Annotated in this window: 8 protein-coding genes; 7 read left to right on the forward strand and 1 reads right to left on the reverse strand. The window is 73.5% G+C overall.

Going from position 1 to position 12,804, the window contains the following annotated elements; all coding sequences use genetic code 11:
* Nucleotides 1–16 precede the first annotated feature (16 nt).
* The 3 genes from OHS82_RS34820 (at nucleotide 17) to OHS82_RS34830 (ending at nucleotide 7,211) form a co-directional block, all read left to right on the forward strand.
* Entirely contained in the window at nucleotides 17–1,543 is a 1,527-nt protein-coding gene (locus tag OHS82_RS34820) for a hypothetical protein (RefSeq protein WP_057583747.1), read from the forward strand.
* Between the two features lie 82 nt (nucleotides 1,544–1,625).
* A complete protein-coding gene (locus tag OHS82_RS34825) occupies nucleotides 1,626–2,504 on the forward strand; it encodes a hypothetical protein (protein ID WP_057583749.1) in 879 nt (292 codons plus the stop codon).
* Between the two features lie 66 nt (nucleotides 2,505–2,570).
* Nucleotides 2,571–7,211 (forward strand): hypothetical protein, encoded by a 4,641-nt coding sequence (locus OHS82_RS34830; RefSeq protein ID WP_328435192.1) that lies wholly within the window; start codon nucleotides 2,571–2,573, stop codon nucleotides 7,209–7,211.
* 65 nt (nucleotides 7,212–7,276) lie between these two features.
* On the opposite strand, the gene OHS82_RS34835 is transcribed toward OHS82_RS34830, so the two are convergent.
* Nucleotides 7,277–7,891 (reverse strand): hypothetical protein, encoded by a 615-nt coding sequence (locus OHS82_RS34835; protein ID WP_328436140.1) that lies wholly within the window; start codon nucleotides 7,889–7,891, stop codon nucleotides 7,277–7,279.
* Nucleotides 7,892–8,311: 420 nt separating this feature from the next.
* On the opposite strand from OHS82_RS34835, the gene OHS82_RS34840 reads away from it, so the two are divergent.
* The 4 genes from OHS82_RS34840 to OHS82_RS34855 all read left to right on the forward strand — a co-directional run bounded on the left by OHS82_RS34840 (nucleotide 8,312) and on the right by OHS82_RS34855 (nucleotide 12,717).
* Nucleotides 8,312–11,170, forward strand: a complete 2,859-nt coding sequence (locus tag OHS82_RS34840) for a nitrate- and nitrite sensing domain-containing protein (protein WP_328436141.1) — start codon at nucleotides 8,312–8,314, stop codon at nucleotides 11,168–11,170.
* Entirely contained in the window at nucleotides 11,167–11,598 is a 432-nt protein-coding gene (locus OHS82_RS34845; RefSeq protein ID WP_057583754.1) for a roadblock/LC7 domain-containing protein, read from the forward strand. The genes OHS82_RS34840 and OHS82_RS34845 overlap by 4 nt, the downstream gene beginning before the upstream one ends.
* 9 nt (nucleotides 11,599–11,607) lie before the next feature.
* A complete protein-coding gene (locus OHS82_RS34850) occupies nucleotides 11,608–12,003 on the forward strand; it encodes a DUF742 domain-containing protein (RefSeq protein ID WP_057583757.1) in 396 nt (131 codons plus the stop codon).
* Between the two features lie 108 nt (nucleotides 12,004–12,111).
* Nucleotides 12,112–12,717, forward strand: coding sequence for a GTP-binding protein (locus tag OHS82_RS34855; protein ID WP_057583763.1), 606 nt, complete (start codon nucleotides 12,112–12,114; stop codon nucleotides 12,715–12,717).
* Nucleotides 12,718–12,804 lie beyond the last annotated feature (87 nt).

Consider the following 12,804-nt stretch of genomic DNA (forward strand, 5'->3'; position numbering starts at 1 on the left):
ACCTAGTCTGTGCAGCGTGACTTCGCCTGCTTCGACGGACCGTGTTCCGCCCCAGCTCAGCGCGGCGCCCCGCCCCGCACCGGGCCCGGCAGCCGACGAGGGGCTGGCGCGGCGGCTGCGTGCGCTCGCCTGCACCGCGCCGATCCACGACCTCGACGCGCGCAAGGCCAACCTCGCCGGTGAGTACTCGGTCTACGGCATGGCGGAGATCGCCCTCGCCGCCATCGACCTCGTCACGCTGAACATGGACTTCGACACCGGCGCCGACCACGACCAGATAGTGGCCCGACTGCTGCCGCGCATCGCCGCCCAGGCGCCCCGGCGACCCGTCGCCGAGCACGAGCGCGTGGCCCGCTGGGTCCTGGAGAACCTGATCAACGTGGGCAGCGTCGACCGCGGCTTCCGCGCCGCCTACGGCACGTTCGCGCCCGACGGCACCTATGTGCGCCGCGACTACGACTTCAAGCTGATCGAGGAGGTCCCCGGCTACGGCGGCGTGGTCTACCTCCGGACGACCGACGAGGCCGTCAACGTCCTCGTCGGGGCCCTGGACACCGATGTCACCAGCGCGCAGATCGCCGCCGAGGTCAAGCTCGAGGTACTGATCCGCCGCGGCCGTCTCGCCGACGCCCAGCTCGCCGCCGAGCAGGCCCGCTACCGCACCGTGCAGTACTCGGAGACGCTGCGCCGCGCCCTGGAGGCCACCCGGCGCAACGTGCGCGCGGTGGACTGGCTCAACGCCGTGCCCGACATGATCGCCGAGGCCCTCGACCACGTGGCGGACCGCTACCGCCACGAGAACGCGATCCTCACCAACATCCGCAAGGCCCGCGACGAGATCGAGGACGCCGAGAACAAGCGGCGGGCCGCCGAGCTCGTCGACATCGTCAAGGACTGCATCCGCCGCCACACCCAGCTGCAGTCCCGGCTGCTGGAGGCCGGCCCGCTGTTCCGCGCCGAGCAGGACCGGCAGGCCTTCGCCACCCCCATGACCTCGTCGGGCATAGACCTCTACGGGCAGCTCGTCACCCCCGTGCTGCCGTTGCCGCTGGAGCAGGCCGTCCGTGTCACCGACGCGTTCTTCGCCCGGGGGACCGGTCTGCGCACACCGGGAGCCGTGCGGATGGGCGATCTCGTCGACCTGCTGCTGACGCCGCCGGTGGAGCGCGAGCACCTCGGCGCGGAGATGCCGGAACCGGATCTCATCGCCACCCCGGACGACAGCCGGTTCAGCGAGGAGCAGCTCGCCGCCGCCAAGAACCTGCTCGACCTGCCCGCGGACGCCCCGCGCCGGTTGTCCGGGCTGCTGGCCGAAGCGCGACGGGCCGACCCCGAACTGCCCTATCTGGTGGCCCTGCTGGCGGTACACGCGGCCAGCCCCGCGGTCGGCACCGCCTACCGGCAGGGCGAGGAGAAACTGCTCTTCGCCGTCGACGACGGGACCGAGCTGGACGACCCCGAATTCGGCGGGGCCGACCTGATCGTGGGCATGGCGCTGCTCGACGCCGCGGGGATGGCGGCGGACCGCACGGAGGCGGCATGAGCCGGACCGGCCGCCGCATGCCCGAGCCCATGCCCACGCCCATGTACACGCACACGCACACGCACACCGAGGAGCCGAAGCCGTGACCGAGCACGTCGAGTGGAGCGACACGGAGGCACCCGCTCCGGCGGCGCACACCGCCGTCACCCCCGCCGACGCCGCCGACGCGGCGCGGCTCGTCGCCTTCGGGCTCCAGCCCAGACTGCAGCCCGCGCGCGACCAGGAATACGCCGAGCTGCTGCGGCGCCACCGCGAGGACCCGGCCTTCGCGCGGCTCGCCGACGCCGTCGCCGCAGGGCTGGGGCTGATCGTGCTGGAGGTGTCCCCGCGCGCGGGGATGGCCGTCACCGCCGCCGAGGACTCGGTCTTCGCCGTCCGCATGGGCGACTACGCGCGTCGTACGTCCGCCGACGGCGGCGACCGCTTCCTGCACGGCCTCGCGCACCTCGCCGTCGCCGCGATGGCCTACCCGCGACCCGAGGACCTGGCCGACGACGGCTACATCGGGCGGGTCAGCGTCAACGGCGTCGACGCCTTCGTACGCCAGGCCTGCCGCCGGCTGGAGGAACGGGCGGAGCAGCAGGGCGAGAACACCGACCCCGCGAGCGACGCGCCCGGCCTGGAGGCCGCCTGGCGGATCTGGGCCAGACGCAGCGCCACCGGCGCCACCAAGGACGCGCGCAGACTCGCCGGTTCCACCACCGGCATCGTCGGCAAGGCCGTCGCCTTCCTCACCGACTCCGGCTTCCTGCAGCGGACCGGCGACGACAGCGGCGGCACGTATCGGACCACCGCCCGCTACCAGCTCCAGGTACGCGACATGGCAGGCGCCGCCGCCATGGCCGAACTGCTGGAGCTGGGAGTCGTCCCGGTCACCGACGGCATCCCCACGCTGCTGCCGGCCGAGGAGAGCGACGACCTGGAACTGGTGGCCGACGCCGGGCTGCCGTTCCACTCCTGAGGCGCCGCCCCTCTCCTGAGGGCGCCTCAACCCCCCTGTTCTGCCGAAGACTTACGAGAGTCCGCCATGTACGAGCTGTCCCGGGTCCGCCTCTACTCCATCGGCCCTGCCGGTGCGCGCTATGCCGACACCGTGCTTGACCTGCGGGGCGTCGGCGACGTCGTGCCCGACCCCGCTCCCACCCAGGCGGAGTTCTTCGAGGAGGAACCGGTCGGCCCGCCGCGCCGGCCCGCCCCCGCGGGCGTCCTCTTCCTGGAGAACGGCGGCGGCAAGTCCGTCCTGCTCAAGCTGATCTTCTCCGTGATGCTGCCAGGCCACCGCAACACCCTCGGCGGCGCCAGCTCCGGTGTGCTGCGCAAGTTCCTCCTGGCCGACGACTGCGGACATGTGGCTCTCGAGTGGCAGCACGTGCTCACCGGCGAGTGCGTGGTCGTCGGCAAGGCGAGCGAGTGGCGCGGGCGGCAGGTGTCCAACGACCCGCGCAAGTTCGCGGAGGCCTGGTACTCGTTCCGGCCCGGGCCCGGGCTGAGCCTGGACAACCTGCCCGTCGCCGAGGCCACCGCCGTCCGCCCGCCCGTCGAGGGCGCCTCCGGCGCGCAGGGCCGCCGACGCACCATGAAGGGCTTCCGGGACGCCATCACCGAGGCCGGAAAGGCGTATCCGCACCTGGAGGTGCACTGGGAGGAGATCCACGACCGCTGGATCGAGCACCTCGGCGAACTGGGCCTGGACCCGGAACTCTTCCGCTACCAGCGGGAGATGAATGCCGACGAGGGCGAGGCCGCCGGCCTCTTCGCGGTGAAGAAGGACTCCGACTTCACCGACCTGCTGCTGCGCGCGGTCACCGACACACGCGACACCGACGGACTCGCCGACCTGGTCAGCGGCTTCGGCAACAAGCTCGGCCGGCGCGCCGAGCTGATCGCCGAACGGGACTTCACCGCCGGGTCGGCGGACCTGCTCGGGCGGATCGTCGACGCCGCCGGGTCGCGCTCACGCGCGCGCGAGGTCCACGCCGCGGCCGAGCGGCGCACCCGCGCGCTGGCCCGCCGACTGTCCGCCCGGGGCGTACGGGAGAAGACGCGGGCCGGTGATCTCGCCCAGCGGGTCACGGCCGCCGCGTACGCCGTCACGCACTCCGAGGGCGCACGGGAGCGCAGTGCCCTGATCGCGGCCGAACTCGCCTTCCGGCACGCGTCGCTGGCCCTCGCCGCAGCGGAGAAGTCCGCCGCCGCGCAGAAACGCGAACTCGCCGACGCCCGCACCCTGCACTCCGCGTGGCAGGCCGCCGAGGCCGTACTGCGCCACCGGGCCGCCGCCGACCGCGTCGCGCGCGTGTCCGCCGCGATCCAGGAAGCAGAACGGGACGCCGCCCCCGCACTCGCCGCCCGTGCCCGGGCCGCCGTCGACCTCGTCCGTGCCCTGCACGCCGCCGCCGACAGCGCCGAGACCCTCGCCAACGAGGAGGAGGAGCGCTCGGCCGCGCTCCAGGAGGTCGGCGAGTCCGCCCACCGCGACGCCACGTCCGCCGCGACCGACGCCCAGCGCGCCCGCAGCGAGGTGGGGCACCTGCGCCAGCGGCTCTCCGAGGTCGAACAGGAGACCGCCGAAGCCGTACGCGCAGGCTGGCTCGACGACAGCGCCCCCGACGCCGACCCGGCCCGCGCGGCCCTCGCCGCCAGCGACGCCGAGAAGACGGCCGTCGCCGCCTGGGACACCGCCCGCGAAACCTCGGCACGGGCCGCCGAGCACGCGCGCGAGGCCGCCTCGGCCGAGTCCCGCGCCGAACTCACCGCCGCCCGGGCCGCCGACGCGGCCACAGGCGCGGAGCGCTCCTACGAGGCCGAGCGGCGGCTCGCCGAATCCCTGGCCGGCGAGGAACGCCTCGCGGAACTGCTCGGGCTGACCGGCCGCGGAGCTCGCCCCCGCATCCCCCAGCCCCGGCAGGACGGCGAGCCGGACGACGGCTCAGCGCTGACCCCCGAGGACCTGGACCGCTGCGCCGACGAACTGCGCGAGCTCCTCGACGACGCCGTCTCCTCCGCGGAACGGCAGCTCTTCGACCTGCGGACCGCCGCCGCCGACGACTCCCGCATCCTCGGCGCCCTGGGCGACGGCGGACTGCTGCCGCCCGGCCCGGACGTCCTCGCCACCGTCGAGTTCCTCGGCGAGCACGGCATCCCCGCCCTGCCCGGCTGGCGCTACCTCGCCCAGGCCGTCGACCCCGCCGACCACGCCCGTGTGCTCGCCGCCCGGCCGGAACTGGTCGACGGCGTGATCATCACCGACCCCGGCTCCCACGCACGCGCGCGTGAGGCGCTCGGCGCCGCCGCACTGCTGCCCCGTTCCGCCGTGGCCGTCGGCACCGCCGCCGCCCTGCTCGCCCCGACCCCGCCGGTCGACTCCGGCGGCGGTCCCCTGAGCGAGGTCTTCCTCGTCCCGCCGAACCCGGCCATGCACGACGAGCACGCCGCCGACGAGGAGCGGCAGGCGCTGCGCGCACGGGCGACCGAGCGCGACGAGGACATCCGCCGTCTCGCGGGGCGGCTCGCCAAGGACCGGGAACTGTCCGCGCGCCTCGCGTCCTGGCGGGCCGGCTGTCCGGCCGGGCGGCTCGCCGAGCTGGCCCGGGCCGCCACGGAGGCGCGCGCCTTCGCCGAGGAGTCCGAGGCCGAGCTGGCCGAGGCGCGCGGAGTGCGCGCGGAGGCCGAGGAGAGCGCCGCCGAGGCCGCCCAGGCCCGCGACGAACACCAGGAGGCCGCGCAGCGGGCCAGACGGGCCGCCGACGCCCTCGCCGGACTCGCCTTCCGGCTGCGCGAACGCGCCGGCTGGCAGGTCAAGGTGCGCGAACTCGCCGACGAGGCAGCCGAGTCGGAGGCACGCGCACAGTCCTGCCTCGAGCGCGCCAGGGCCGCCGACGAGGACCGGCGAGGCGCCCAGCGGGCCGCGGACGACGCCCGCCGCACCGCGCGTGCGCTGCGCGCCGAGCGCGCCGAGATCGCCGGCGCCCCCGACGACGTCCCACAGGACGGGACGGCCGAGCCCACGGCGTCCCTGCCCGCGCTGCGCGAGGCCTACCGGGCCGCGTCCCTGCTGTACGAGAAGGTCGGCGTCGGCGCCGACCTGCGCGCCGAACAGGCCCGGGCGGAGAGCGACGAGAGCGCCGCCCGCACCGAACTGGACCGGCTCAGCAACAAGGTCCGCACCCGCGCCGAACATTTGCTCCAGTCGCCCGACGGCTCCGACGGACCCTCCCGGCAGGCCGCCGCGGCACGAGCGGAGGAGCTGGTGCAGCTCCTGGAGACCCGCATGTCCACCGCCAGCGAGCAGCTCGGGCGGCTGCGCGGCGAACACGAACGGCTCGCGCCCGAGGACGGCGAGGCGCACACCGAGCTGGCCGAGGAGCTCCGGCCCCGCGACGCCGAGCACGCCCAGGCGCTGCTGCGCACCGCCACCGCCGAACTCGCCGCCCGCGCCGAGGCCTTGGAGCAGTCACGCGAGGCGCATGCCGAACTCCTGGCCGCCCACCGGGCCGCCGAGGACGCGGCCGGCGGCTTCGACGAGATCGCCGCGATGCTCCGCGACCTGCTGCGCGAACACGGCCCTGAGGAAGAACGGGAGGAGCCGGAGCCCTACCCCGGCGTCCTGGAGGAGGCGCGCAGGTCGGCCGCCGAGGCCCGCCGCTCCCTGCGCGGCTGCGCCGCCGACCTCTCCGCCGCGGAGTCGTCCGTACGCGAGGCGAGCGATGTGCTCGTCCGGCACGCCAACTCCACACGTTACGAGCAGGTGCGCACCCCCGCGCGTCAGCAGATCCGCGAACTTCCCGCCTCCGCGCTGCCGGAGCACGCGCAGAAGTGGGCGGACGCCTTCGCTCCCCGGCTGCGCGTCCTGACGGACGAACTGGCGCAGCTGGAGCGCAACCGGGACTCGATCGTGGACCGTCTGCGGGGGCTCGTCGAGTCCGCGCTCGCCACTCTGCGCTCGGCCCAGCGGCTCTCCCGGCTGCCCGAAGGGCTCGGCGAGTGGTCCGGACAGGAGTTCCTGCGCATCCGCTTCGAGGAGCCCGACCAGGCGACCCTCGTCGAGCGGCTCGGCGAGGTCATCGACGAGGCGACGCGCGCGGCCGTGAAGAAGAACTCCGACCTGCGGCGTGACGGCATGTCGCTGCTGTTGCGCGGGGTCGGCGCGGCCCTGCAGCCCCGAGGCGTCGCCGTCGAGATCCTCAAGCCGGACGCCGTCCTGCGGGCCGAGCGCGTCCCCGTCGGACAGATGGGCGACGTGTTCTCCGGCGGCCAGTTGCTCACCGCAGCCATCGCCCTGTACTGCACGATGGCGGCCCTGAGGAGCAACGACCGGGGCAGGGACAAGCACCGGTACGCCGGCACGCTGTTCCTCGACAACCCCATCGGGCGGGCCAACGCGACCTATCTGCTGGAACTCCAGAGGGCGGTCTCGGACGCGCTCGGCGTGCAGCTCCTCTACACCACCGGCCTGTTCGACACCACGGCCCTCGCGGAGTTCCCGCTGGTCATCCGGCTGCGCAATGACGCTGACCTGCGGGCGGGCCTGAAGTACATCAGTGTCGAGGAGCATCTGCGGCCAGGTCTGCCGCAGCAGGCACCGGCGGCGGACGGCGACGCGGTGCAGGCGCACAGCGAGATCACGGCGACGCGAATGTACAAACGGCCCGCACCGAACGCTGGTTGACCAGCTGTACGGCTCGAGGAGAACCGCAGGGCACGCCCTCCCCGGCCCGGGGAGGGCTCTCGGCCTCAGGGGTGAGACAGCTGCCCGGCGCCGCTCTGCCTGCGTATCCGCTCCTGCGCCCGCTCGGCGGTCCGTTCCTGTCGCCGGGCCCTGCGCTGCTCGCGTCGCAGGGCACGCGCGGTGCTGCTCGGCGTCGACACCACGCCGTTGCGCTGGTTCCACACCTGTCGCGTCACCCAGACGTCGAGCGCGCCCCAGGTGGCCAGCACCGTGCTGACCACACTGCTGATCACCATGGGGAACGCCAGCCAGGACCCGGCCAGCGTGCACAGGAAGGCGACCATCGCCTGGATCAGCGTCACGGCGATGACGAGCACCGCACGCACGGCCGCCGTACGCACCGGGTCGGGCATGCGACGCCGCTTCGCCGGCTCCTCCACCCACAACGGCCGGTAGACGACCCGCCCTTGTCGCGCGGAGGAGCCGCCACCGCCACCGCCACCGGTGGCCGCTGGGCCGCCCCGGTCTGTCGACCCGCCCGCGCTCGCGGTATGCGCCGGCTGTTCCGCCCGCACCTGCCTGTTCCGACTGGCGGCATCCGATGCCACAGGGTCCCGCAGCGCCGTACCGCCCGCCGCCGCACCGTCCTCGGACGCCTCACGCCGCTCCGCCGTGCCCATCACCGTGTCACTCCCCACCGCCGGCAGTCCGCTCGCCTCCGGGTCGAAGACCCGGCTCCCCAGTGGCTGCCCGGCTTGCGCTGATGTACGCCGCCCAGGTGCGGCCCACGGCTCGTGTGGCCGATTCCGCCCCCAGCTCCCATGGAGTAGGACGATCGACGTGCCCTGATTGTTCCCTCGTTGCGAAAAATTCTGGCCAACTCATGCGCGGAGTCGACCGGATCCGTCCGGGCCCGGGACGCATGATTCGGGGCTGTCATCTCCCGTAATTTTCGGACAACATGCCATGTCTCGCCCTCGGTACGGAAGTTCAGGTTCCGGACGCCTCTTCGAGTTAACTGTGTGTCGGTAGTAGGCTCTCGCCGTTTGTTGACGCACATGCGTACCCCCGACCGGTGGGGGTTCGAGCTGGGGGAGGCCATGCGCTTTCGCGGGAAGTCGATCCGCCGGAAGATCGTGGCGCTGCTTCTCGTGCCGCTGGTGTCCCTGACCGCCGTCTGGGGCTTCGCCACGGTACTCACGGGTCGCGAGGCGAGTCGGCTGTTCACCGTCTCGGCCGTCGTCGAGAAGGTCGGCTACCCCCTCGAGGACACCGTCCGCGTCGTCCAGCAGGAACGCCGTCAGACCCTCGTCTACCTCGCCGACCCCCGCGCCTCCGACGCGCTGACCGCGCTGCGGCGCACCCGGACCTCCACCGACGAGGCGCTCGCCGAGATCCGCAGGAACGCGAAGGACCCCGACGTCCGCGACGTCCTGGACCAGGACGACGGCGAAGGCCTCACCGTGGTGCTGGACGGGTTCGACGGCATCGACTCCCTGCGCCGGAGCGTCGAGGAGCGCAGCGTCACACGGACCCAGGCGCTGAACCTCTACACCCAGCTGATCGACCCCTGTTACACCCTGCTGTCCAAGCTGGACGTGGTCGACAGCGTGGAGATGGACAAGCAGTACCGGGCCCTCGTCAGCGTCGCCCGCGCGCGTGAACTGCTCTCCCGGGAGGACGCGCTGCTCGGCTCCGCCCTGGTCGTGGGCCGGCTCCGCCGCGAGGAGATCCGTGAGGTCTCCGACCTCGTGGCCCAGCGCGAGGTGATCTACGAGATCAGCCTGGCCCAACTGCCCACCGCGGAGAGCCAGCGCTACGAGGCCTTCTGGAAGAACGCCACCACCGCCACCCTGCGCACGGCCGAACAGGCCGTCATCGGCGGCACGTCCGGCGACCTGCCCCGCGGTGTCAGCGCCCGGAACTGGGACACCGCGGCCGGAAACGTCCTCGCCGAACTCGGCGCCCTGGACGAGCAGGCCAACGACCGCTACCAGGACCGCGTGCGGCCGGTGGCGATCGAGGTCATCGTCAAGGCGGTCGTCGCGGGCGTCTTCGGGCTGATCGCCCTGCTCGTCTCCCTCGTCCTGTCCGTGCGCATCGGCCGCAGCCTCATCCGCGATCTGCGCCAGCTGCGACTGGACGCCCACGAGGCGTCCGGCGTGCGGCTGCCCAGCGTGATGCGCCGTCTGTCGGCGGGCGAGCAGGTCGACGTGGAGACCGAGGTGCCACGGCTGGAGTACGACAAGAACGAGATGGGCGAGGTCGGCCAGGCCCTCAACACCCTGCAGCGCGCCGCCGTCGAGGCGGCCGTCAAGCAGGCCGAACTGCGCTCCGGGGTCTCCGAGGTGTTCGTCAACCTCGCCCGCCGCAGCCAGGTGCTGCTGCACAAGCAGCTCACCCTGCTCGACACCATGGAGCGCCGCACCGAGGACACGGAGGAGCTCGCCGACCTCTTCCGCCTCGACCACCTCACCACGCGTATGCGCCGACACGCCGAGGGCCTGGTCATCCTCTCCGGCGCAGCCCCCTCCCGGCAGTGGCGCAAGCCCGTCCAGCTCATGGACATCGTGCGCGCCGCGGTCGCCGAGGTCGAGGACTACGAACGCATCGAGGTCCGCCGCCTGCCCCGCCTCGCGGCGACCGGCCCGGCCGTCGCCGACCTCACCCACCTGGTGGCCGAACTCCTGGAGAACGCCACGGTGTTCTCCCCGCCGCACACCGCCGTCCAGGTGTTCGGCGACCGGGTCGCCAACGGCTTCACGCTCGAGATCCACGACCGTGGCCTCGGCATGGCGCCCGAAGCGCTACTGGAGGCCAACCTCCGGCTCGCCGAGACGCCGGAGTTCGAACTGTCCGACACCGACCGCCTCGGACTCTTCGTGGTCAGCCGGCTCGCCCAACGACAGAACGTCCGTGTCTCCCTGCAGCCGTCGCCGTACGGCGGTACGACCGCCGTCGTCTTCATCCCCGACGCCCTGCTGACCGACGACGTCCCCGACACCAACGGCATCGGGTTCCGGCTCGACCGCCCCCGGCCCCCGAAGGAGGCAGAGCCGGCCGAGTCCCGCAGGCCCGCGCTGTCCCCGGCCGGGGCGCAGCTCCCAGGCCTGCAGGTCTCGATGCTCGACGGCCCCGTCGAACTGGAGTCGCCCGTCGACCTGAACGCCCTCGGCGGCTTCCCGGCCGTCCTGGACGACGAGGACGACCACGGCGGGCTGTTCCGTCCCCGCCGCTCGCTCACCCGCGACGACGACCCCACTGCCCACGTCGCCGACCACTCCCGCGCACCGGCCGCCGGCCTCGGTGACCCGGCGAAGCCCGCCGACGACCCCGCCGGCCCGGTCCCGCTGCTGCCTGGCCGTCGCACGCCCAAGCTGGTCAGCTCGCACGGCCGTCCGGTGCCGGAACCGCGGCCGCTGCGTGCCGACGCCGACCCGGAGCCCCCGGTCCGGCCGGGCTCCCGCCGCCCGGCGGACGAGGGTCCGGCGCCCCTGCCGTCGCGCCGCCGCGGCACGACGGCGCAGATCCCCCGCAGCGGCGGCGCAGCCGAGCGCCCCGCCCTGCCGGAGCATCCGGGGCGCGGCCCGGCACAGTCCTCCCAGCCGCCCGGGCTTCCCCGCCGGGTCCGTCAGCCATCGGCATCGCAAGGCGACCCCGACGGCGCCGTAGGAAGCACGGCCCCGGCCGCCGCCCCGACGGGCGACACCGGCGCCGCGGGGGCGGGAGCGCTGCCCCGGCGCGTGCGGCAGGCGAACCTGGCGCCGCAGCTGCGGCAGGGCCAGGCCCCCCAGGCGCCGAAGTCGGCCGATCCCGCCGACCGTGACGCCGACGAGGTCCGCAGCCGTATGGCCTCGCTCCAGCGCGGCTGGCAGCGCGGCCGCGTAGAGAACGCCGCGGGCGACGACGCCCACAGCGGCACAGCACCACGAGGAACGACAAAGGGGGACGGTCGATGACCGCACCGAAGGCGACCGACCAGACCACCCACAACGGCGAGCTGAACTGGCTCCTCGACGAACTCGTCGACCGGGTCGCCGGCATCCGCAAGGCGGTCGTCCTCTCCGGCGACGGCCTGGCGACGGGGGTGTCCAAGGACCTGTCGCGGGAGGACGGCGAGCACCTGGCCGCCGTCGCCTCGGGATTCCACAGCCTCGCCAAGGGCGTCGGCCGCCACTTCGAGGCCGGCAGCGTCCGTCAGACCGTCGTCGAACTCGACGAGGCATTCCTGTTCGTCACGGCGGCCGGTGACGGCAGCTGCCTCGCCGTCCTCTCGGACGCCGACTCGGACGTGGGCCTTGTGGCGTACGAGATGACGTTGCTGGTCAAGCGGGTCGGCGTACATCTGGCCACCACCCCGCGCACCGATCTGCCCTCTGGCGGGTAGTGAGACGGCATGAGCACAGACGGTCACGGAACAAGTCACTGGTTCGACGACGAGGCCGGACCGGTCGTGCGTCCGTACGCCATGACGCGCGGCCGCACCACCAGTGCGGTCCAGCATCGCCTCGACCTGATCGCGCTCGTCGTCGTCGAGCCGCATGCCGACGATCCGGACGCGGACTCCTCACTGTCCCCCGAGCACGTGGACATCGTGGACCTGTGCCGGCAGGCGCCGCAGTCGGTCGCCGAACTGGCCGCCGAACTCAATCTGCCCATCGGCGTGGTGCGGGTCCTCGTCGGTGACCTCGTGGACGCCGAGTTCGTCCATGTGAACCGGCCGGTGCCTCCGGCCGAACTGCCGGACGAGAGTATTCTGCGCGACGTGATCAACGGCCTCCGAGCGCTGTGAGCAGCACCGAAGTGAAACGCGGACGACGACGTGACCGGCTGGCCGCCATCGGCCGGCCCCTGCGGCGGAGCACCCCCCAGTCAAGCCATCGAGCAGGAGAAGCAATCGATGATCTTCGGGCGTTCTGAGCGCGGCGAGCCCCCGGTCGAGCCCGTCACGCTCAAGATCCTGGTGGCGGGCGGTTTCGGCGTGGGCAAGACCACCCTCGTCGGTGCCGTCAGCGAGATCAAACCGCTGCGCACGGAGGAGTACCTCACCGAGGCGGGCCGCCCGGTCGACGACACCACCGGTGTCGAGGGCAAGCACACCACCACCGTGGCCATGGACTTCGGGCGCATCACGCTGCGCGAGGACCTGGTGCTCTACCTGTTCGGGACACCGGGCCAGGAGCGCTTCTGGTTCATGTGGGACGAGCTCTCCGAGGGGGCGCTGGGCGCCGTCGTGCTCGCCGACACCCGCCGGCTGGGGGAGTGCTTCGCCGCCGTGGACTACTTCGAGCGGCGCTCCATCCCCTTCCTCGTCGCCGTCAACTGCTTCGAGGGCGCCGCCCGATACCCGGAGCAGGACGTGCGCGGGGCCCTCGACCTCGACGACGACGTGCCGGTGGTGCTGTGCGACGCCCGCGACCGCAGGTCCGTCCGGGACGTCCTGGTGGGAGTCGTCCAGCACGCCATGGACTTCGGCGCCGAACGCCGCCAGACCGTCACCACCTGAGAGCCGGCCGACCGGCTCGCCGAACGGCTGTGCCGGGTGGCGGCGCCTCGACGGCCCGCGCTCCCGCGACGGCCCCGGCGCGTCACC

The sequence above is a fragment of the Streptomyces sp. NBC_00425 genome, assembly GCF_036030735.1.
Classification (GTDB): domain Bacteria; phylum Actinomycetota; class Actinomycetes; order Streptomycetales; family Streptomycetaceae; genus Streptomyces.

Bases quoted from the DNA above. Each gene is read 5' to 3' on its own strand.
- OHS82_RS34845 (WP_057583754.1), top strand. From the start codon at position 11,167: ATGACCGCACCGAAGGCGACCGACCAGACCACCCACAACGGCGAGCTG.
- OHS82_RS34840 (WP_328436141.1), top strand. From the start codon at position 8,312: ATGCGCTTTCGCGGGAAGTCGATCCGCCGGAAGATCGTGGCGCTGCTT.
- OHS82_RS34830 (WP_328435192.1), top strand. From the start codon at position 2,571: ATGTACGAGCTGTCCCGGGTCCGCCTCTACTCCATCGGCCCTGCCGGT.
- OHS82_RS34855 (WP_057583763.1), top strand. From the start codon at position 12,112: ATGATCTTCGGGCGTTCTGAGCGCGGCGAGCCCCCGGTCGAGCCCGTC.
- OHS82_RS34850 (WP_057583757.1), top strand. From the start codon at position 11,608: ATGAGCACAGACGGTCACGGAACAAGTCACTGGTTCGACGACGAGGCC.
- OHS82_RS34835 (WP_328436140.1), bottom strand. From the start codon at position 7,891: ATGGGCACGGCGGAGCGGCGTGAGGCGTCCGAGGACGGTGCGGCGGCG.